Annotated in this window: 15 protein-coding genes; 8 read left to right on the plus strand and 7 right to left on the minus strand. The window is 68.7% G+C overall.

The genetic code is table 11. The features are described 5' to 3' along the window. The first annotated feature begins 40 nt into the window (after positions 1-40). Positions 41-1,000, plus strand: a complete 960-nt coding sequence (locus tag ACZ4MH_RS26570; protein WP_351602000.1) for a bifunctional riboflavin kinase/FAD synthetase — start codon at positions 41-43, stop codon at positions 998-1,000. Between the two features lie 109 nt (positions 1,001-1,109). Here the strand turns inward: ACZ4MH_RS26570 and ACZ4MH_RS26575 are convergent, their stop codons facing one another. The 3 genes from ACZ4MH_RS26575 to eccE all read right to left on the minus strand — a co-directional run bounded on the left by ACZ4MH_RS26575 (position 1,110) and on the right by eccE (position 6,717). Beyond that, on the minus strand, positions 1,110-4,259 hold the full coding sequence (locus ACZ4MH_RS26575; RefSeq protein ID WP_467754725.1) for an SCO5717 family growth-regulating ATPase: 3,150 nt from the start codon (positions 4,257-4,259) through the stop codon (positions 1,110-1,112). A 401-nt stretch (positions 4,260-4,660) separates the two neighbouring features. Beyond that, a complete protein-coding gene (locus ACZ4MH_RS26580) occupies positions 4,661-5,374 on the minus strand; it encodes a hypothetical protein (protein WP_351597661.1) in 714 nt (237 codons plus the stop codon). Beyond that, a complete protein-coding gene (gene eccE / locus ACZ4MH_RS26585; RefSeq protein ID WP_351597664.1) occupies positions 5,374-6,717 on the minus strand; it encodes a type VII secretion protein EccE in 1,344 nt (447 codons plus the stop codon). Before eccE ends, ACZ4MH_RS26580 begins: the two co-directional genes overlap by 1 nt. A 393-nt stretch (positions 6,718-7,110) precedes the next feature. Here eccE and eccB point away from each other — a divergent pair, with 393 nt between their 5' ends. The 7 genes from eccB to ACZ4MH_RS26620 all read left to right on the plus strand — a co-directional run bounded on the left by eccB (position 7,111) and on the right by ACZ4MH_RS26620 (position 14,298). Next, complete coding sequence (gene eccB, locus ACZ4MH_RS26590; protein WP_351597667.1) at positions 7,111-8,649, plus strand: type VII secretion protein EccB; 1,539 nt, start codon at positions 7,111-7,113, stop codon at positions 8,647-8,649. An 11-nt stretch (positions 8,650-8,660) separates the two neighbouring features. Further along, on the plus strand, positions 8,661-9,950 hold the full coding sequence (gene mycP / locus ACZ4MH_RS26595; RefSeq protein ID WP_351597670.1) for a type VII secretion-associated serine protease mycosin: 1,290 nt from the start codon (positions 8,661-8,663) through the stop codon (positions 9,948-9,950). 250 nt (positions 9,951-10,200) lie between these two features. Further along, positions 10,201-10,698, plus strand: a complete 498-nt coding sequence (locus ACZ4MH_RS26600; RefSeq protein ID WP_351597673.1) for a hypothetical protein — start codon at positions 10,201-10,203, stop codon at positions 10,696-10,698. 19 nt (positions 10,699-10,717) lie between these two features. Next, positions 10,718-12,184, plus strand: a complete 1,467-nt coding sequence (locus ACZ4MH_RS26605) for a hypothetical protein (RefSeq protein WP_351597675.1) — start codon at positions 10,718-10,720, stop codon at positions 12,182-12,184. 17 nt (positions 12,185-12,201) lie between these two features. After that, positions 12,202-13,455, plus strand: coding sequence for a S8 family serine peptidase (locus tag ACZ4MH_RS26610; protein ID WP_351597677.1), 1,254 nt, complete (start codon positions 12,202-12,204; stop codon positions 13,453-13,455). 64 nt (positions 13,456-13,519) lie between these two features. Next, on the plus strand, positions 13,520-13,921 hold the full coding sequence (locus tag ACZ4MH_RS26615; RefSeq protein WP_351597679.1) for a WXG100 family type VII secretion target: 402 nt from the start codon (positions 13,520-13,522) through the stop codon (positions 13,919-13,921). Between the two features lie 71 nt (positions 13,922-13,992). Beyond that, entirely contained in the window at positions 13,993-14,298 is a 306-nt protein-coding gene (locus ACZ4MH_RS26620; RefSeq protein ID WP_351597680.1) for a WXG100 family type VII secretion target, read from the plus strand. 147 nt (positions 14,299-14,445) lie between these two features. Here the strand turns inward: ACZ4MH_RS26620 and ACZ4MH_RS26625 are convergent, their stop codons facing one another. The 4 genes from ACZ4MH_RS26625 to eccCa all read right to left on the minus strand — a co-directional run bounded on the left by ACZ4MH_RS26625 (position 14,446) and on the right by eccCa (position 22,094). Continuing rightward, positions 14,446-15,138 (minus strand): hypothetical protein, encoded by a 693-nt coding sequence (locus tag ACZ4MH_RS26625; RefSeq protein ID WP_351597683.1) that lies wholly within the window; start codon positions 15,136-15,138, stop codon positions 14,446-14,448. After that, positions 15,120-17,474 carry a hypothetical protein gene (locus ACZ4MH_RS26630; protein ID WP_351597685.1) on the minus strand — a complete coding sequence of 785 codons (2,355 nt, stop codon included), beginning with the start codon at positions 17,472-17,474 and terminating at the stop codon, positions 15,120-15,122. Before ACZ4MH_RS26630 ends, ACZ4MH_RS26625 begins: the two co-directional genes overlap by 19 nt. Before the next feature lie 67 nt (positions 17,475-17,541). Continuing rightward, a complete protein-coding gene (locus ACZ4MH_RS26635; RefSeq protein WP_351597688.1) occupies positions 17,542-17,976 on the minus strand; it encodes a hypothetical protein in 435 nt (144 codons plus the stop codon). A 155-nt stretch (positions 17,977-18,131) separates the two neighbouring features. Then, positions 18,132-22,094, minus strand: a complete 3,963-nt coding sequence (gene eccCa, locus ACZ4MH_RS26640; RefSeq protein ID WP_351597691.1) for a type VII secretion protein EccCa — start codon at positions 22,092-22,094, stop codon at positions 18,132-18,134. Positions 22,095-22,156: the final 62 nt, after the last annotated feature.

Consider the following 22,156-nt stretch of genomic DNA (forward strand, 5'->3'; position numbering starts at 1 on the left):
TGTAGTGAACAGTCAAGAGTTCGGGCAAGGAGCGGGCACAGTGCAGCGCTGGCGTGGCTTGGAGGACATCCCCGAGGGCTGGGGGCGCAGCGTCGTCACCATCGGCTCCTACGACGGCGTACACCGCGGGCACCAGCTGATCCTCGGCAAGGCCGTGGCGCGCGCCCGCGAGCTGGGCGTACCGGCCGTGGCGGTCACCTTCGATCCGCACCCCAGCGAGGTCGTGCGGCCCGGCACCCACCCGCCGCTGCTCGCGCCGCACCACCGGCGGGCCGAGCTGATGGCCGAACTGGGCGTGGACGCCGTGCTGATCCTCCCCTTCACCAAGGAGTTCTCGAAGCTGGCGCCCGCCGACTTCGTCGTGAAGGTACTGGTGGACAAGTTGCACGCCAGGCTCGTCGTGGAAGGTCCCAACTTCCGCTTCGGACACAAGGCGGCGGGCAACGTCGAGACGCTGGCCGAGCTCGGCCGGACGTACGACTACGACGTCGAGGTCGTCGACCTCTTCGAGCGTGGCGAGGCGGGCGACGGCGAGCCGTTCTCCTCCACGCTGACCCGTCGCCTGGTCGCGGCCGGCGACATGGCCGGCGCCGCCGAGGTGCTCGGCCGCCCGCACCGCGTCGAGGGCGTCGTCGTACGCGGTGCCCAGCGCGGCCGCGAACTGGGCTTCCCGACCGCCAACGTGGAGACGCTGCCGCACACCGCCATCCCCGCCGACGGCGTGTACGCGGGCTTTCTGCACGTCGAGGGCGAGGCGATGCCCGCCGCGATCTCGGTCGGCACGAACCCGCAGTTCGACGGCAAGGTCCGCACCGTCGAGGCGTACGCCATCGACCGCGTCGGGCTCGACCTGTACGGCCTGCACGTCGCCGTCGACTTTGTCGCGTACATCCGCGGCCAGGAGAAGTTCGACACCCTGGACGCGCTGCTGGAGCGCATGGCCATAGACGTCAAGCAGGCCCGCGCACTGGTCGCTTCGGGCTCCGAGTCGACGAACTGAGACGCTCGCGCGCTTTCTCTCAAGCGCTGAGCGCTGAGCGCTGAACTGTAAAGCACTGAACTCCCCTGCTCAGGCAGGGGAGTTCAGTGCTTTGCGGGCTGCTATCGGCTCACTGCTGCGGGGGCTGCTGCTGCCAGCCCGGCTGGGGGCCGGGCTGTGCCGGCTGGGCGGGCTGCTGGGGGTAGCCGTAGCCGTACTGGCCGCCGGGCTGCGGCTGTTGCTGCTGCGGGTACGCCTGCGGAGGCTGCTGCCAGCCCGGCTGCGGACCGGGCTGCCCCGGCTGCCCCGGCTGCGGACCGGGCTGGCCGGGGTACTGGCCCGGCTGGGGCTGCGGCTGGCCCGGCACCTGCTGGTAACCGTGCGGCATCGGCGGCGCGGCATTCGGCGGCTGGCTGCCGCCGTCGTGCTGGGTCCACAGCCCCTGCGCCTGCTGCGCCCGCGAGAAGTCCTCGGCGACCATCGCCGAGAGGTTGAAGTACGCCTCCCGGGTCCGCGGCCGCATCATGTCGAGGTCGACCTCGGCGCCCGCCGACAGGTGCTCGTCGAACGGCACGACGACCACGCCGCGGCAGCGCGTCTCGAAGTGCGACACGATGTCCTCGACCTTGATCATCTTGCCGGTCTCGCGCACCCCGGAGATGACCGTGATGCTGCGCGAGACGAGGTCGGCGTAGCCGTGCGCCGAGAGCCAGTCCAGCGTGGTACTGGCGCTGCTCGCACCGTCCACCGACGGCGTGGAGATGATGATGAGCTGGTCGGCGAGGTCCAGCACGCCGCGCATCGCGCTGTAGAGCAGACCCGTACCGGAGTCGGTCAGGATGATCGGGTACTGCTGCCCCAGGATGTCAATGACGCGGCGGTAGTCCTCGTCGTTGAACGTCGTCGAGACGGCCGGGTCGACGTCGTTGGCGAGGATCTCCAGGCCGGACGGCGCCTGCGAGGTGAACCGCCGGATGTCCATGTAGTTGTTGAGGTACGGGATCGCGGTCACCAGGTCGCGGATCGTCGCGCCGGTCTCCCGGCGCACCCGGCGCCCGAGGGTGCCGGCGTCCGGGTTGGCGTCGATCGCGATGACCTTGTCCTGCCGCTCCGTCGCCAGCGTCGCGCCGAGCGCGGTGGTGGTCGTGGTCTTGCCCACGCCGCCCTTGAGGCTGATCACCGCGATGCGGTAGCAGGAGAGCACGGGCGTACGGATCAGCTCCAGCTTGCGCGCCCGCTCGGCCTCCTCCTTCTTGCCGCCGAACTTGAACCGGGAGTTGCCGGGCTGGTTGGCACCGGGCTTCCGTACCTTCTGCTTGCCCTTGATCAGCCGTTCCGAGGACAGCTCGACGGCAGCGGTGTACCCGAGCGGCGCCCCGGCCGGCCCCTGCGCACCCTGCTGCGGCCCGGGCTGCTGCGGCCCACCTTGCTGCGGTCCGGGCTGCTGCGGTCCGGGTTGTCCGTACTGGTTGTGCTGCCCGGGCGCTTGCCCGGGTGCCTGCGCGGACCAGGCGCCGGCGCGGGGGTCGGCGTTCTGCGCACCGGGGGCCTGACCGGCGCCCTGCGCGCCGGGGAAGCCCTGGGGGCCGGGCTGTTGGGGCTGCTGGGCGTGCGGCTGGGGCTGGGGCTGCTGGCCGTGCGGCGGCTGGCCGGGGGCACCGGGATGGGCGCCGGGCTGGTTGCCGGGCTGACCGTAGGGGGTCGGCTGCCCGGGTGCGGCGGGCTGCTGGGGGTATCCGTAAGCACCCTGGGGGGCGGCCTGGCCACCGGGCGCACCGGGCTGATTGCCGGGCTGACCGTAGGGGCCGGGCTGCGCGCCGGGCTGTCCGTTGGGCTGGCCGGGCGCGGCGGGCTGCTGCGGGTACCCGTAACCACTCTGGGGCACGGGCCCACCGGTCTGGGGCACGGGCCCACCGGCGGTACCGGGGGAGCCCTCGGCGCCGGGCTGCGCGCCGGGCTGGGGGGCGGCCTGTCCCGGCTGGGCACCGGGCTGCTGGCCGGGCTGTCCGGGCTGGGTGCCGGGCTGCTGTCCCGACGGTACGGGCTGACCCGGGGCGCCCTGCGCGCTCGGCGCCGGCGGCCAGGCCTGGCCCGACTGCGGCGACGGCGCCGCCGCGCTCGGCGGCATCGGCTGCCCGGGCTGTCCGGGCTGTTCGCCCTGTCCCGGCATCGGCTGCTGCGGAGCCGGGTAGCCGTAACCACTCTGCGGCGCGGCCTGATGCGGCACGGAAGGCGCACCTCCGGCCCCCGGAGCAGGCTGCGGCCCGGCCGGCTGCCCCGACTGTCCGGGCGTGGCACCCGCAGGCGGCGGGAACCCATAGCCGCCCTGTGCGGCAGACCCATCGGCGGCCGGCGCCTGCCCCGCCGGGGGCCACGCACCGGACGACGGCACACCCGGACCCGCAAGCCCGCTCTGCCCCTGCCCCTGCTCCTGCGGCTCGGCAGGCCGGAACTCCGGCGGCAGCGGCGGCAACGAAGGCGCCGACCCCTGCGACGCGGGCGGCGGCCAGGCAGCCTCCGGCGCCCCACCCGGCCCGAACGGAGCCGAGGGCGCAGCCCCCTCACTCAACGGCTCAGGCTGCTCGACGACGGCTTCCGAACCACCGCCGTCCTCGCTCTGCTCCGCCTCACCGGCACTGCCATCAGCCGCGTCGGCGTTCTGGTCCGTGCCGGAGTCCGCGGCCTCAGCCGCCACGCCACCGCCACTCCGGCCGTCGTCGTCGCTCTGCTCGTCCCGAGCGGACTCACCAGCAGCCGACGTCGTCGACCCGGCCGTCCCCTCACTCTTCTCTCCCGCAGCCGCCCGCTCATTGATCTCGCGGGGCGGCGCATCGGGCGAGAACCGCATGGTCGACCCGCTGACCAGGTCCCCGTCCGGGCTCTGCAGTTCCCAGTCCCGTCCCCCGGCCGAAGCCTCGTTCCCGGCCCCCGCTCCCGCTCCGGACCCCGTACCGCCCTGAGATCCCGTGTCGGCACCCGTCCCGGAACCCGCGCCGGCACCCGTCCCGGAACCCGCGCCGGCACCCGTACCGGTGGCAAGCGTCGGCGGCACCGCCGGAGGGAACGGCAGCGGCTCACCCGACGGCGGCGGAGGCGGCGGCACCGCACCGCTCGTACCCGCGCCGGACCCGGCGCCCGCTCCCGTATCGGCGTTCTGCGTGTACCAAGCAGGCGGGGTGTAGTCGATGGTGAACTCACCCGTCATTTCGGGATCCGCGTCGGACTGATCCTCGCCGGGGGTGATGCCGCCCGTGCGGATCTCGTCCCGATCGCTGCTCACTACGCCTCCTGCTGTGGTCTGGTACCTCTGAATCCCGCGACGCGGCACCGTTCACGCGCATCGCCGACACACGTACGTCGAATCGCCGGATCCCCCTGACACGCCGGGCGTTCCCGTGGGTTCCCCTGTCGCTTGGACCCAAGCCTAAACGCCATCGCCGACAGCCCGGCAGGCCCGCCTTCGCCCGATACCTGTCTGTTGCCTCAGGTTACGCATGTCCCCATACGCCGTAGCAGCAAAGAGACCAACCAACCCCAGCCGCCCTCTCGCCCACCCCCGGCCCGCTCCACCGGACAGCAGGCCAACCGCCCCAACCCCCGAAGCACTACCGACCGCCCCAACTATCCCGATCGCCCCGACAGTCCGGAATTGCCCCCCCCGGACCGTCAGTCCCCCGACCCTCAGTCCACCCGGCGAGGGTTCCCCAGCAGCCCTATTTCCGCTTCCGTCGGCTGGGTCATGACGTACTGCCGCGCCTGGTTGTCACCGCACCAGAGGGTGACCCCGTCGCCGATCGACGACAGCGCGGCGACATCTGTCTGCGAGAGCCCCAGAATGCGTGCGGCGTGCGCGGCCTCATCGGGAGAGATCCGCTGCAGGCCGACGAGTCCGGCGGCGTTCATCAGCCGAGGGGCCACCGGGCTCATGTACGGCAGCAGTGTCAGCACCGACTGCCAGGGCGCCGAGGAGACCCGCCCGCGCGGCGGCCGCATCCCGCAGTCGCGCACGACCAGTACGGGGCTGCCGACCGTCGCACCCATCGGCGGCACCCGCCCGACATCGTGCAGTGTCAGGCACTCCTGACCCGCGCCCGCCGCATGCGCCAGGTTCGTCCACAGGTGGGGCCGGCCCGTCTCGACGGCGACCCGCGCCCCCGTACCGGCCGCCCGCAGCGCGAGCGCCTGGGCCGTCCACAGCCCGCCGATCAGCAGCACGTCGAACGGCGCGGGGTGGTAGAGCCCCAGCACCGCCGGGCGGTTCTCCGCGTCGTGGCCCACCGTCAGACCGTCGTCGCCGAGCGGCAGCGTCAGCGCGCCGAGGTCGTCGACCGGCACCACATGCCGTTCCCTGCGGGGTCCGTACAGGCCCCGCAGGGCCGAAGTCGCCGAAGCCATCAGCGCGCACCTCCCAGCGGCAGCGTCGCCACCGCACCGGGCAGCTGCTCCCGGTCCAGCCGGACCAGGCCCAGCTTCGCCTCGCGCGCCGCCGCCTCCAACCGCTGCCGCGCCCGCGAGAGCTCGGCGTCCGAACGCCCGGTCAGCCGTACGTGACCGCTCACCCCGGCAGCGCCGTGCCGGTCACCGGCCGTCACGGTCAGGCTGAACGTCGAGGCCAGCGTCGGTACGGACGTCAGCGCCGACACCAGGCGCGGCAGCGGCGTCGCCGACCGCCCCAACTCCGGCCAGCGCCCGACCCCGTACGTCGTGTGCAGCCGGTCGTCGCACTTCCAGACCCGCGAGGTCTCCTGTGTACGCCGTGCCGGTCCGGCATCGGGCAGCCCGGCCCGCGCGGTCGCGACCGGATTGGCACACGCCGAGGTCGCCAGGGCCGCTATCAGCTCCTGCTCGTCGAGGACCGTGGCCAGGAAGCCGGCGCCGGTGAGGCGGCTGGCCAAGTGATCGGTCGCGCGCGTCAGACACCGCTGCGCGCCCGTCAGGCCGCCACCGCGCGCCTCGACCGCCTCCCGGCACAGCTCGGGGTCGAACTTCAGCGCCACCCACATCAGCCGCAGCGCCGGCGCCCCCGTCTGCTGCTGGAGCGCTACGTAGCTCTGCCGGGCCATGGCATGCTCCGGCAGGTGCGGCGCCGGCGCAGGCTGCACATGCTGCACCACCTGCACGGACTCCAACCGGATCCCGTCCACGTCCAGCGCATCGTGCAGCAAGGTCATCGGCAACGCCCGCGCCCCGCCCGGCGGCCGCAGCGCACTCCCCTTGGCCTCGACCCGCACGACGGCCGTCAGGAACGTCCCGTCCCCGACCATCCCGACCGTCCGCCGGTCCCGGTCCAGATATCCGTACGTCCGCAACCCGGGCACCGCCTCGGCGGCCGGCGCCAGACTCGGATCCACCCGCTGGTCGAGCGGCCGCGCAGCACTCTTCCGAGCCCGCAGCGCCAACACGGTCGCCAGCCAGTCCCGCACCGACAACCGCCGCCGCCGCAACACCGCGAGCAACACGAGCGCCACGGCAACCACCACGGCCGGCACGAGAAGCAGCATGTCCACCGCGGCAGCCACCAGCACCACGGCCAACGCCAGCTCGATCAGCACCAGTTGCTGCAGCTGGAGAGGCCCCATGCGGTTGCTGTGGGACTTCTTCGCCAGAGTCGTGGAGGCAGGGGCGGTCGCCCGCCGCACGGAGGCGGCATCCGTCGTGCCACCTGACCGGTCCCCCCGGGGCGTGCCGGGCCTGTTCCGGTGCGATCCGGAGGAACGCACCCGCGTCGCTGTCGCCATCCCCCGCAGCCCCCTCGTGATCCGCGCTTCATCCCTCTCGACAAGGGCCTTGAACAGGGGCATCACACTACTACCTGCGAGGGATCGCCGAGCCGGACACCTTCAGCCTGTGGATAACCCTGTCGCGGCGGCGAGTTCGCCACCCACGCACGGCATTGCATGGACGCTCGCGGTCCTGCTCGAGGTGGGTCCGAAGGTCGAAACCAGCGATACCTCCCCTCCAGATCTCCCGTCCAGTAGAAGCGTGGGAAGCGCGCGTCAACCAGCTGCCCGCCTACGTCACTCCAACCGGGACCCGGACGACGTACGCGCACCACGATTCGGCATAGTGGGACGCTCGGCGTGTGCCTGCATGCCGAACTACGGGGCCCATTCGGGAGATAACGGTCGGACATGGCATCACGGCGGGATGAACTCAACGCCTACACCTTCGCGAAGCGGCGCTTGGTCGCGTCATTCCTCCAACCGAGCCCCAGCGGCACAGAAGAAGGAGCCCCGCGCCCGCTGCGCGCGATCGTGCCGGGCGCGATCGCGGGTGTCGTCGTCATGGCGGTCTTCGGAGCGTGGGGAATGTTCAAGCCCACGGCCCCGAAGGGCTGGGCCGACACGGCTGCTCACGTCATCGTCGCCAACAAGTCGACGACGCGTTACGTCGTACTGGGGACGAAGAAGAACAAGCAGCTCTACCCGGTGATGAACTACGCGTCCGCCAAGCTCCTCGCCACCAAGGCCGAGGGCAACAGCGACATTCTCAACGTCGACGAAGAGATGCTCGACAGCGGCAAGATCCCGCACGGCCCGACTCTCGGCATCCCGTACGCTCCCGACCGCCTGCCCGATCCGGGTGAAGCGGCGAAGCAGAAGCGCTGGGCGGTCTGCGAACAGCAGAGCCAGGGCGGCCGCGCCGTACAGAAGCAGAGCTTCGTGCTGGCCGGGGCCGACGCGAGGAAGGTCGACGACGAGCGTCGGCTGCGCGGCGGCGACGTGCTGTACGTGCAGGCTTCGGGCGGACCGTCGTACATGGTCGACAGCACCGGTCGTAAGTACGAGCTGACCCAGGACGAGGCGCTGCTCAGCACCCTCATGGGCCAGGGCGCCAAGCCGCAGCGGGTCAGCAAGGACTGGCTGGACAGCCTCAAGAACGGCAGCCGTATCCGGTACCCGCAGATCGGCGGGGGAGTGAACACGCAGACCCAGGCACCGGGCTTCACCGGCGGCGAGCGGCTCGGCCGGGTCGGTACGGTGCTCAAGACCACCGAGAGCCAGCAAGAGCGTTACTACATCGTCCTCAAGGACCGCGTCGCGCCGATCACGAACTTCACGGCGCGGGTGCTGCTGAGCAGCGACGAACTGTCCGTACTCGGGCAGGGCGACGAGGCGTTGAGCATCAACCGGGCCCAGTTCCACGCCGGCCTCCCCTTCGCGGCCGACAAGACCTTCACATGGCCCAAGCAGGAAGTCGCCCCCGTCAACGCGGTGATGCCGGGCAAGGGTGACAGGGACACCGTCTGCAACGTCCTGCGCCACGTGGACACCAAGACCGGCGGCACCACCCTCAGCGTCTGGGCGGGCACCGATTACCCGCAGCGGGTCGCCGCAGGCACCACGAGCGCGTACGTCACCCCCGGTACGGGCCTGCTGTTCCGCCAGTTCCAGGGCAAGGAGCCGACCACCGGACCGGTCTTCCTCGTCACTGACACCGGCCTGCGGTACGCCGTGCAGGGCAACAACGACAGTGACACGTCCGAGTCCGCCATCGGCAAGGACGACAAGAAGAAGACCGAAGAGACCCAGGAATCCGAGCGGCTGGCGCAGAAACTGCTGGGGTATGGGGACACCGTCCCGGTGCCGGTACCGGCCAGCTGGTCGGAACTGCTGCCGACCGGACCGCGCCTGGACACCAACAGTGCCCGGCAGCCGCAGGGCTCGTGAGGCGGGGGAACGTGCTGAAGTCCGATTCCATTCTCCGCGGCACACCGCTGCGGCGCCGCGCGACGGTGGCGGTCATGGCCGCGGCCTTCGTGGCGGCCCCGGCGACCGGTCCGGCCGCCGTACTCGGCCCCGCACGCGCGTACGCCGACGACAGTACTCAGTGCACCTTCCCCGCCAAGCCCTTCAAAGGCACCCCCTGGCCCCTGCAGCGCGTACAGCTGGACCAACTGTGGGAGGAGGGCCGGGGGAAGGGCGCGACCGTCGCGGTCATCGACACCGGTGTGGACCCCAGCAACAAACAGCTCAAAGGCGCTGTCGACACCCGTAACGGCACGAACCTCCTGAAGCCGAAGAAGGACAAGTCCGGCCAGACGGCGCCGGTCGGCAAGTCGAACGGCACGACCGACACGGTGGGCCACGGCACGAAGGTCGCAGGCATCATTGCCGCCCGCCCCGACAAGGCGCACACCGGTTTCGTCGGTATCGCCCCTGAGGCGACGATCCTGCCGATCAAGCAGAACGACGAGAACGGCAGCGGTGACACCGGGACGATGGCCCAGGCCATCAACTACGCCGTTTCGCAGCACGTCGACGTCATCAACATCTCGCAGGACACCGATAAACCGCTGGCGTCCGGTGGGGCACTGGAGAACGCCGTGAACCGCGCCGTGGACCGCGGCATCGTCGTCGTGGCCTCCGCCGGGAACGACGGCCTGGGCGGCAACGTCAAGAAGACCTACCCGGCCGCTTACGACGGCGTCCTGGCCGTCGCCTCCTCCGACCGTAACGGCGAACGGGCGCCGTTCTCCCAGTCCGGCGAGTTCGTCGACGTGGCGGCCCCCGGTGTCAGCGTGGTCTCCACGGTGCCGAAGGGGGGCCACTGCATCGACAACGGCACGAGCTTCTCGGCCCCGTACGTCGCCGGCGTGGCGGCCCTGCTCAAGGCCAAGTACCCGAAGTGGACGGCCCGCAACATCATCACCCGCATCGAACAGACCGCGGAGCGCACCGTCCCCGGTCACGACATGCACGTCGGCTGGGGCGTGGTCGACCCCGTCCGCGCCCTCACGGACGACAGTCCACCCGCCGAAAAGCCGACCCCGAGCGGCGGCGTACAGAAGGCCGCACTTCCGGACGTCCCGCCGGCCTCCGTGGGCGAGACCGTGGAACAGCGCAACGCACGCCTGGCCACGTATGCGGTCGTCGGAGCGTCGATAGTGGTGGCCGTGATCGCGGGTGCTGCCCTGGTCCACAGAGACTGGCGCCGTCGCCTCAGCGGGCGGCGTCCCCGACAAGGCTGAAAGAAGGGGCGTCGGTTTGCCCACCGATTTGCGACCAACAAATGGGACGGGGCGGCGCGCCAGACATACCTGCAGGGCAAGTCCTCACAGTTCAGTCGCGCTCGGGCGGCAGCTGGCGAAGCATCAGAACCGCTACCTGGCACAAGCATCACGCGCCGTAAGATTTGCACCAAGTAACGGCAATACCTGCTGGACAGGAATGACCTGTTGCCGTAGCTATGAAACGATGAGCGGGTAAAGGGGGATACTCGTGGGACAGCAGTCACAAGCTGACGCGACGACGCAGCCGCACGACTACGCGGGACCGTTGGGGACCGGTGCCGGCGCGGCGGACATCAAGCGGGCGCGCGCCACACTGGTCAGGTTCCGGCAACGCATCGACGACATCCTGAGGTCGCTGGAGCACGGCCCCCAGAACGAAGTCTCCCTCTTGGAACTCTCCCGATCCGTCTTCTCCGGCCCGGGCACATTCGCCGAGGCCGACGGGCTGCACCAGCAGTTCACCAAGGTGCACACTCACCTCACGACGCTGTCCCGCACTCTCAACGAGCAGATCGAGGCCATGGGCATCGCCATCATCGGCGCGAACATCGGGTTCGACAATCTCGAGGACGATCTGAAGCGGCGCTTCTGGGACATCCAGAGCCGGACCGCGGAGCGGTACGAGGAACAGGACAAGACCCGCACGGAGCACAAGCAGGGTGAGTCCAAGCGCGCCACCGGAGACGACAAGCACGCGACTCTCTAACGGTCGGGAGGCGAAGGCAGTGGGGAAACACGCAAAAGGTGGCGGCCGAGGCCGCACCAACTTCGAAAATCACGACCTGGACGACATGATCGACCTGGTCGAGTCGGCCAGGCCCAGCGACATGATCGGTGTGGCCGCCGCGCTCGGTCCTGTCTCCCAGCAGATCGCCCAGGCGGGTCAGGAGCTGATCGACCACCTCGACGGTGTGGAGTGGGAGGGGGAGTCGGCCAAGGCGTTCCGGAGCTGGGCCAAGGACCTTGCGAAGAACACTCTGAAGCTGGGGGAGTACGCGGCTGCTGTCGGCAAGGAAATGGACAATGTGGGCATCGGGCTGACAACGATCCAGAAATCCATGCCCAGTCGTGCTGACGGCAAGGGCACGGAGGTCAAGAAGATCCCCACGCCCGCCCAGGTGACCACCAGCGACGCTTACGTCAAGGCGAAGGCTGCTGATGACGCGAAGCGCGAGGCCGCCCGGCAAGAGGCCATCAACGAGATGAATAAGCTCAGCTCCTACTACCGGATGTCTGAGGAACAGCTCGAAGTCGCCTCCCGGGACGCGCCGGTGTTCAAGCCACCACAGGACGTGGGTGTGCCACGGCCTCCCAGGGGAGGAAGGGGCGCCGAGTACGGGTCTGTCACGGAGCCGGGCGCGAGCGCAGGTTCAGCACCCGGCCCCCACGTCACCAGTCCGTCAGCGCGACGCACGGACGTAGCGTCGGTACCCGACCATGAGGTCGGAACCGATCTCGACAGCGTCGCCCTGCCTCAGGCTCCTTCGCCGGAGCCATCGCTGCGCCCGACCACGCCCTCTGGCGGCCCCTCGCCGCTTCCTGGCGGGACGGGCCCCATGCAGCCGGGCCCGCTGGGGCCAGGCGTGATCCAGTCTCCCGAGGCGGTGCGGAAGGCGTCACGCTTCACGCCAGGCGGACGCTCCGGCGCCGTGGGACAGAACAGTCAGATGGGGCGTGTCCCACAGTCGATCACTGGTCGCCCGAATCCGGGAGGGACCGGTCCTGTAGGCATGGGCAGCGGTCGATCGACTGCTCCGGGGACCGCTCGTGCCGGTCGCCCCGACGGGGTTGTCGGCGGTACGCCTCAGCGGTCGGCGGATCGCAGGACTGCCGGACATCTTCCTCGTGGCACGGTCATCGGCGGGGAGCGCGGGACTTCGGGACAGGGCGGTGTCGGTTCGGCGGGGGCAGCCAATCGCCGCTTGACCTCGAGCCCGGGCGGGGCTGTGGGCACCCCGCGGGCAGCCAACGGCCGTAGCCGTGGCACGAAGGACTTCACGCCTGGCGGCACTGGCTTGGTGAGAGGAGCCAAAGCGCAGTCGGACACGAATGGGGCGGTGTCGTCACCGCGAACTTCAGCGGTGAGGCGGGATCCCGAACGGGACGGGACGAAGCGACCGGACTACCTCTCTGAAGACCAAGCGACATGGACGTCACGGCGGCGCGACATTGTTCCGCCAGTAATCGACTAGCCCAGATGAGAACAGGTATGACGATGCTGAACAGGCGAGTCCGCGCCGAAAGGCCGTGGCGCGCGTCACGACGACGCTGGACCATGATGCTGGTCGCTTCGTGCACATGGACCGTGGGGCTGGCCGGACTCGCCCCTGCCGTCACCGCTGACGACATGCGTTCTCGGCAGTGGTACCTGGATGACATGCAGGCCAAGGCGATGTGGCAGGTCAGTACCGGTAGCGGCGTGAAGGTCGCGATCATCGACAGCGGAGTCAATGCGGAAACGGCGTCGCTGCGTGGTCAAGTGCTCCCTGGGAAGGATTTCGCGGGGGCTTCGGGAGACGAGACCGACGACTACATGGGACATGGCACGACCATGGCCGAATTGATTGCCGGCAGTGGTAAGAACGGTGGACTCCAAGGGCTCGCGCCGGGAGCGAAAATCATCCCTTTCAGGGTTGAGCTGTCCGACATGAAGGCGAAATCGCACAACAAGGTGGATCGTGTAGACGATGCCATCCGTGCAGCGGCGGATAGCGATGCCAAGATCATCAACATGTCCTTCGGCGGTAACCTGACCACGATCGACGAGTACGAGGCCATCAAGTACGCAGCGAACAAAGGCAAGCTGCTTATGGCCAGCAATGGGAACGAAGGGGGCGGCAAGAATGAAAAGAATTACCCTGCCGCCTACCCGGATGTCGCAGGGATCGCGTCGATTGCAGAATCCGGCGAGGTGAGTGAGACCTCCACTCACGGGGACTACACGACGCTTTCCGCACCCGGCACAAGCCTCCCCAGGTGGTGCGACAGCTCCTTCAAGAGCTACTGCGACGGCGATGGCGGTACGAGTAGCGCGAGCGCCATCGCCTCCGCCTCCGCCGCTCTCATCTGGTCCAAGCACCCCAAGTGGACGGCCAACCAGGTACTTCGCGTACTGATCGAGACCGCCGGGCGGAAGGCGAAGAGCGACTCGGCGAGCAAGTACATCGGCTATGGCGCGGTCCGTCCGCGGATCAATCTTCTCGAGGGCAAGGGCGATCCAGGCGATCCGAACCACAGCCCGCTCTACACCAAACCGACGAAGTCACCTTCCCCAAACCCGTCCGATCCTGCTGACGGCAAGGGTAAGTCGGAGAGCGGTGCCAAGGCCGGCGACAAGGCGAGCGTCGCGGCTGACAAGGAAGACTCCGGCAACGGCCTGCTCTGGGGCGTCGTGGGTGGGGGCGTTGCCGTGGTGGTCGTGGCGGCCGGTGCATTTGTCTTTCTGCGGCGCCGGCGCGCCTGACACGCATCGAACCCGGTGCGACAACGGCGCCGGGCATTCAGCGGGACAACAAGAGAGGTAGGTCATGTCCGACAAGCAGCGGGTAAGTGCAGCACGGCTGCAGAAGCTTGAGAGCAATATCCAGCACGTGCTGGACTCCATGAACAACCAGGTCGGTGACCTGGAGCGGATGCTGGAGATGCTGAAGACCCAGTGGCGTGGTCTCGGTGCCGCTCAGTTCCAGAACCTTCAGACGGAGATCAATCAGCGCCACCGCAACCTGAAGAACCTGATGGGCCACGTCCAGGACGCTGTCGCCGCCAACCGTAAGGGCTCGGGCGCCAACGACGAGGCGATCCGTGCCTCGCTGGGCGGCATCGACCTCAACGGTTCCAAGGCCGGCGACGGAATGGTCGGTGCGGGTTCCTACCAGGAGAACTCCCACAACGCTCAATACGCCCAGGGTTCCAAGCTCAACGCGCTCTGAATCCCCCGGCGCGCCCGCCGCGTGCCGATGCTCAACGTCCCTGTGGACAGCACATATGAAGGAGGTCGGACGTGTCCTTGGACAATCTCGACGATATTGCAGTGTCCTACGGTTCGCTGCACAACGCCTCGGAAGGCATCAAGAAGAACGCTGAGCGTCTCCGTGGCGACATGGAGATGCTGCAGTCCGAACTGAAGTCGGTCGTCGAATCCTGGGAAGGCGAAGCGCAGCAGGCGTACGCCCGGGTCCAGACGAACTGGGACAAGCAGGCTGACGAACTCTTCAACGTCATGTTGAAGATCGCCGCCCAGGTCAATCAGGCCAGCGACGACTACCGGCATACGGACCTGAAGGGCCGGTCGTACTTCGACATCTGAACACGGCCCGGCACAGAGGCCGGATTGAGCGGGGTGGGCATACGCGGGAGGTGCCCACCCCGTTTGCTGTCCTCCGATGTTCCTCCCTGGCGGTTCCGGTTTGTCACCGGAACCGCCATGAGAGCCTCACGCGGAGGCCGACACGGCTTACGCCTTGGCGCGGGCCGCATCCTGCAGCGTGTCGTAGTGCGTCAGGTCAGTCTTGGCCTTCAGCGGTTCATTCGCACAGCCGACTTCATGTGCCATCTTGCGGGCAACGGCGTGGAGCGCCGTCATCTGGTTGTCGCGGGGATTGGCTTTGGCATCGCGATTGCGTGGCAGGGCGCTCTCGGACTGGGCAAGAAGGAACCTGTCGCGATCCGGAGAGGCGGAGTCGCCTGGCGGCGTACAAGGCACGTAAATGCGTGCGCGGTCGGTGGAAGATTCTCCTACCGCCCCGTCCAGGTTGTAAAAGGTGGAGCCGGGCGATGTTTCAGAGGTTTCTTCAAGAGAGAAGGCGTAGCGCCAGGCGAAGCTGAACGTGAGATCGTCCCCTGCGTGCTGGTCACGAAGTGCAATGGAGCAGACGTCGCTTCCCGACTCGTCACCCGCACCCAGCGGGTGAGTAAGCCCATCCTTCATCTCTTTGGCAGCCTCTGAGACATCACCGTCATGGTCGGTCTCCAGGGCGGAGGTACCGAGCAGGTCGGTCAGGGCATTCTTCGCCGTGGAGTCGCCGGCAATTCCGCAAAGGTCTCCTGCCTTGGCCGTGGCCTCATCGTCGGCAGGCCCGGACGCACACGAAGTCGCCCCGAGGGCCAGTGCGCCGACGGTTGCGGCGATCAGAAGATTCCGAACCATTTGTGGTCTTCCTTGTGCTCGTACGGCTTGATTCCCATGTCGTTCGTAATGTTCTTGCCCGATGTGTAACCAAGGATGGACGACTCTTGCAGTTCGTTCATTACGGTATTTCTATCATCCGTCGAGAGACCGTTGTTCTGTGCGTAGATGTCGCCCGGAATGCGTGCCCTCCGAGACCCGGTCTCAAAGTAGGCCTTCAGTACTTCGTCCTTGTCTTGGGCATCCTCGAACTTCTTCGATGAGGCATCGGCGCCGGCGCTGTACTCTTCGCCGAACCAAGTGTTGAACGCCTCTCCCGCGGTGTCCGCAGCAACGGGTGCGACCACCGCTCCGGCAGCCGGGTTGAACATCCCCACGGCCAGCCCCGATGCGCCGCCGGCTACGAGTCCGGCCCAGTCTCCTCCCGTTTCCAGCTTGCTCTTGTAATCCTCGAGTTTGGCGTCGGAGTCGCTGGCCACCTGGTTGCCGTAGGTGTAGTCGAGGACGCTCTGCGTCGTTGCATTGACACGTGCTGTCAGCTTGGCTTCCGAGTAGTGAAGCATTCCGTGCTCGTCCCGATCGGGCGGGTTGTCCATCATGGTGCTGAGCGAGTAGCTGTTGTTGGCCATGGAGACGGCGGCGTGGGCGTCCTTGTCGCGAGCGATGACGCTGAGGAAGTCGACGGCGTCGCCGTTACTGATGTTGAGCGCGCCCTTGTATCCGGCCTTGAAAGGTGAGTGCGCACGGGTCTCCTCAGGGCTGCCGTATTCCCCCGAGTGGTCAAATTCGTAATCCGAGACGCCGTAGTTGATGTCGTCGATGTAGGCCGCCCCCATGCGACCCAGGCTGTCGGCGACGCCCTGCTGCTTGTTCATCAGGTCGCCGTCGCCGGTGTAAGCGGCGATGACCTTCTTCATGACGTCGGCAGTGTCCTTGTTGCGATGGTCGGTCAGCTCGGCGCCCGACGGCTTGTCGTCGTAGGGGTAGCCGATGGTCGCCGCCTCCAGCGCATGCCCCATTGACTTGTACCCGGCGACAACCTTCCCCTCGCCCTGGAGTTCGCCGTCGACGAACCATTCGCGGTTGTTGTCGCCGCCCTTGACCAGGTAGTTGAAGATGGAGTGCTGCTTGCCGTCGCCGCCTTCGAATTTATCGTTGAAGAAGTCGGTGGAGGCGTCGGGGCTGTGGCCGAGGGACTCCATGAGGCCGGTCATGGGGTCGCTGCCGAAGTCGTTCTCGGCGCCGAAGTTCAGCTGGCCTCGGTTGCGGGACCAGAGGTCTGTCGGACTCATGCCGTTCTTTTCCTGCTGCTGGTTCTCGAAGTGCAGGAGTGACTTGCCGTACTTGTCGAGGAACTGGTCGTCGAAGTCACCCTTGCGCATCAGATTGCTCATGACCTGGTAGCCGAAGGGCGCGTTCGTGCTGGCGGCGGGACCGTTGAACTGGTTGTCGCCCAACTTGATGACGGAGTTTTCCCACTGGTGCATGGCCGGGCTTTCGGTGCGGGTGGCCGCGGCGAGGGTGAAGCTGAGATTGTCCTGGAGTTTGGCGACTGCCTTCAGGCGGTCGGGGTGGGCCTGCGGGCCCATTCCGCCGCCCGGATCGGCGATGTTGCGCCAGAATTCCAGGGTTTTCTTCGGGCCGAGTTCGGTGGCGAAGCGCTCGCCGAATACCGGGTCGTTCTTGTGCTTGGCCAGGTAGGCGTTGAGGTGCGCCAACTGCTTGTCGCTCAGCTTGTCCAGGCTTGCGAGCTTCACCGCGGCGTCGGCGTCCTTCGCCGCCGCCTTCTCGCCGGCCAGCGCGTCCTTCATGCTGTCGGCGCCGTTGGAGTTGAAGCCGTGCTTGGCACCGTTGGGGTCCTGCTGGAGGGCCCAATTGAGGGCGTCGTCCGCATCGGTGGCGTCCTTGCGGGCGCGGGTGATGCGTTCCTGGAAGTGCGTGATGTCCTCGGCGTGCTTCTTCTCCGCCTTTTCGTAGTCCTTGTCGCCGGGATCGCCCTTCGGGACGACGCGACCGCCTTCCGTGATGCGCAGGTCGGCGGAGTCACCGACCTCGGTGCGCACGGCCTCCAGGCGGCTCTTGGCGGACTTGAAGCGCTCCAGGGCGTCGTCGAGAAGGCCGTGGATGTCCTTCGCCTCGTCCGACGCCGCTTTGAGTTGCTTCTCGACGAGCTCGAACTTGTGGAAGGCGGCCTTCGCGGTCTCGCCCTTCCAGTTGGAGTCCTGCAGACCCTTCGTCACGGTCGTGCGGAAGGCGGTGGCGGCTTTGTCGAATTCGCCGGGGAGTTTCTTCCACTTCTCGACGGCGGTGGAGAGGTGGGAGAGATTGGCGCCGATGACGGTGGCGTAGCTCAGCATGGTCCGATCCGGTGTTCAGAGCGACGTAGTGGGGGAGCTGCGGGGCCCGGCTGAGGCCGGTCCCCGGTCACTTCTTCTTGCTGTCGCCCTCGTCGGGCTTCTGCTTAGCGGCCTGCGCGAGGTCCTGGGACTTGAAGGACTGGGCGGCCCCGCGGAGCTGGCCCGCCACTTGGTGCTCCAGTACGCCCATGAGGTAGTCCATCTGGCTCTTCCAGCGTTCGGTGAAGGCGTCGATGCCGGTGGCCGACTCGAAGCCGTCGAGTCCCTTCCGGGCCGACTTGATCTCCTTCATCGCCGCGTCGTCGGCGGTGGCGAAGTCATGCCGCACGGTCATGGCATTCTTCGCCCGCTCCTTCAGCACCGACGGTGTGACGTGCAGTTTCTTGCCGTCATCGGCCCCGCCGCCACCCCCATTGGCGCTCGCCAGGCTCATCCGGGCGTTCTCCTGGCGGGACGCCGCGGCCTCGGCCTTGAGCGAGGCCCACTCGTCGTGGAAGGACATGGATGTCCGCTCCCCCGTAGTGCGGGACCCGGTCCTGGAGGCCTCGCGGTACCGGCGGGTACCTCGTGCGGCGCGGGTCGCGGGTCATTTTCGGTTCTGTCTGATCAACGTATCAAGGGGCCGGACCCGGATCCGGGCGTCCGGCCCCATCGTGCTCACTGCTCGGGCATCCACCCCAGCTGCACCAGTGGCGTGCCCCGCTTGCGGGAGACGAAGTAGCCGCGGCCCGCGGGCAGCGGGTGGGGGCGGACCCCGCCGAGTACGTCGCCTTCGTTCCGGTCGCCCGAAAGGACGACCCCCTGCGCACCCAGTTCCTTGATGCGCTGCATGAAGGGCTCGAACATCGAGCGGGAGGCACCGGCCGAACTGCGGGCGATGATGAAGCGGATGCCGATGTCCCGGGCGAAGGGCAGATTTTCGGTGAGCAGGGCCAGCGGGTTGCCGCTGGAGGTCGCGACGAGTTCGTAGTCGTCGACGACGATGAAGACCTTGGGGCCCGACCACCAGCTGCGGTCGCGCAGCTGCTGGGGTGTGACGTCCGGAGCCGGTGCGCGCCGGTTCATCAGGCCCTGGAGTGCCTCCATATGGGGCTGCAGGGAGTTCGCCATGGGCGCGTACTCCAGGAGGTGGGAGTCCGGTACGGCGCCGAGCAGGGAGCGGCGGTAGTCGCCGACGACGATCTTCGCCTCGTCGGGGTGGTACCGCTCGGAGATCTGCTTGGTCAGCAGCCGGATCAGGGCCGTCTTGCCCGACTCGCTCTCGCCGAAGACAAGGAAGAACGGGTCGGTCTCGAAGTCGACGAAGACCGGTTGCAGGTCGGTCTCGTCGATGCCGAACGCGATGCCGCGCTCGGGGAACTCGTGGCCCTTCGGAAGGTGGTGCGCGGGCAGTTCCCGGGGGAGGAGGCGGACAGCGGGGGCCGGCTGGTACTGCCAGTGCTCGGCCGCCGTGCGGACCATCGCGGCGGTGCCGTCGGAGAGGTCCTCCGCGGTACTGCTGCCGTCGATGCGCGGGAGCGCGGCCATGAAGTGGAGTTTCTCCGGCGTCTGTCCGCGTCCGGGCACGCCGGGCGGGACGTTGGCGGCGACCTTGCGGTCGAACTCGGAGTCCATGGTGTCGCCGAGCCGCAGCTCCAGCCGGTTCATCAGCTGGTCCTTGAGGGCGGCGCGGACCTCCATGCTGCGGGAGGCCGCGATCACGACGTGGATGCCGTAGCCGAGGCCGCGCGCGGCGATGTCGGAGACCAGGGCCTCGGCGAACTCGTACTCGCTGCGGAAGTTCGCCCAGCCGTCGATGACCAGGAAGACATCGCCCCACGGCTGATCCGTGATCTCCTCCCGTGCCCGCTTCCGGCGGTACGTGGTGATGGAGTCGATGTCGTGGGCGCGGAAGTACTCCTCGCGGCGGTTGAGGATGCCGGCGACCTCGGCGACGGTGCGGCGGACACGCTCGGGGTCCAGGCGGGAGGCGATGCCGCCGACGTGCGGAAGACCGGAGACGGCGGACATGCCGCCGCCGCCGAAGTCCAGGCCGTAGAACTGCACCTCGTACGGGGTGTGGGTGAGGGCGAAGGACGAGATGAGGGTACGCAGCAGCGTGGACTTGCCGGACTGCGGGCCGCCGATGATCAGCATGTGGCCTGCGGCGCCGGAGAAGTCGCGGTAGAGCGGGTCGCGGCGCTGCTCGAACGGGCGGTCCACGAGACCGAGCGGGACGATCAGGCGGCCCTGCTGTGCGGGGTCCGGGACGGTCAGCCCGCGGTCCTGGGTGGTGGTCAGGCCGGGCAGCAGTTCGTCGAGCGGCGACGCCTTGTCCAGGGGCGGCAGCCACACCTGGTGGGCGGGCGTGCCGCGGCCCTCCAGGCGGCGGACGATGACGTCCAGGACGGTGTCGGCGAGCGCGTCGTCGTCGGCGGGGCTACGCGGTTCGGGTACGGCGGCCGGGTCGGGCTCGGCGTACTGGACGGCCACGGGCGCCGCAGTGAACAGGACCGGGCGGCGTGCTGCCGGCACCGGGCCCGCGGGCGTGGCCGTGTGGGCGCCGGCGGAGCGGTAGATGCCCGACACGTACGCCGCCTTGAAGCGGGTCATCTCGTCCGTGCCGAACTTCAGGTATCCGGAGCCGGGCACGGACGGCAGGTGGTACGCGTCCGGGACGCCCAGGGCCGCACGGGACTCGGCGGCGGAGAAGGTGCGCAGACCGATGCGGTACGAGAGGTAGGTCTCCAGGCCGCGCAGCCGGCCCTCTTCGAGGCGCTGCGAGGCGAGGAGGAGATGGACACCCAGGGAGCGGCCGATGCGGCCGATCTGGATGAACATGTCGATGAAGTCCGGCTTCGCAGTGAGCAGTTCGCTGAACTCGTCGATCACGAGGACGAGGGAGGCGATCGGTTCCAGCGGGGCGCCGGCCGCGCGGGCCATCTCGTAGTCGTGGATGTTGGCGTAGTTGCCCGCGTCGCGGAGCATCTCCTGGCGGCGGTTCAGTTCACCGCGGATGGAGTCACCCATACGGTCGACGAGGGTGAGGTCGTCCGCGAGGTTGGTGATGACCGCCGCGACGTGCGGCATGTCGGACATGCCGGCGAAGGTCGCACCGCCCTTGAAGTCCGCGAGGACGAAGTTGAGGGTCTCGGAGGTGTGCGTGACCGCGAGGCCGAGGACGAGCGTGCGCAACAGCTCGGACTTGCCGGAGCCGGTCGCGCCGACGCACAGGCCGTGCGGCCCCATGCCGTCCTGCGCCGCCTCCTTGAGGTCGAGCATGACCGGCTGGCCGTCCTCGCCGACGCCGATCGGTACGCGCAGCCGCTCGGCCTGCGAACGGGGGCGCCAGGTCCGCTGGGTGTCCACGGACGCGGCGTCACCCAAATTGAGGAGATCGGTGAACTCGAGGTTGGCCAGGAGCGGGGCGTCGTCGTCTCCGCCGGCGCCCATCCGCAGCGGGGCGAGCTGGCGCGCCAGTGCCTCGGCGGCTTCCAGGGAGAGGCTGTCCGGGGTGCCGTCGTAGACGATGCCGCGGCCGGACTCCAGGCGCAGCGCTCCGGGGCGCGCGACGACCGACAGGCCACCGCGCGGGGCGCTCAGCTCGCCCTCCACGACCTCGACGACGGTGACGCCCTGCAGACCTTCGGGGGAGGCCAGGAGCGAGGTCGGAGGCACGTTGGCGCCGTCTAGCACGATCAGTACGTGCGGACTGTCCAGCAGCGGCTGGCCCTCGGGGCTGAAGCGCGGGCGGCCCTCGAGGTGGGTCGCGAGCATCGTCTCCAGGTCGTACATGCTCTGGGAGATGACGCGCGGAGAGCCCGCGCCGTCGGCCGCGCCCGCCGCCTGCGCGTGCGGCAGCCACTTGACCCATTCCCAGCGGCCGGCCGCGTCCGCGCCGGTGGCCACCGCGATGACCAGATCGTCGGGCGAGTGCAGGGCGGCCAGGGAGGCGACCATCGCGCGGGCGGCTCCGTGCACGGAATCGCGCTCACCGGAGATGGTCACGTGGTAGAAGGCCCGCAGCGAGACGGCCATCGGCAGGCCGTCCAGTGTGCTGTGCACGGACAGGAACTGCTGCATGGCGCCGGCCGTCAGCGGCTCCAGCTCGTCCACGGGTGCCGTATCGGGGGCGATCAGCGGCGTCGCGAGCTGCTGGGCGCCGAGTCCGAGGCGGGCCTGGCCGAAGTCCGGGTCGCCGATGCGCCGTTCCCATACCCGGCTGCCCTCGGCCACCAGCGACCACAGCTGGTCAGGGGCGGGGTGGAGGTAGAACTGCGCGTCGCGCTGCTTGCCCGCAGTGGTGCGGACCTTGCGCCGGGTCTGGGCGAGGTACTTCAGGTAGTCGCGGCGGACGTCCGCCATCTGACCCTGCGAACCGCGGCGGTAGCGGACGATCGCGCCGATGGCCATCGCGAGCGTCGACGCCATCATCACCATGCCCATGATGCGCATGAACGGCTGGCCGCTGGTGAAGTAGAAGACGACCGATCCGCCCATGCCGAGCATCGGCAGGATCTGCATCAGCATGCCCTCTTGCTGCCCCCTGGGCAGCTCCGGCGGGGATTCGAGTTCCACCGGATCGGTGGGCACCTCCGCCGGAAGGGTTCGCGGCGGACGCTTCATGACGATCTGGCTCACCGACGTACCAATCCCTCTTGACGAACGGGACGCTTCGCTGCCGGCACCCCCGTGGCGACGGC

It is taken from the genome of Streptomyces sp. NPDC026301, assembly GCF_055567935.1.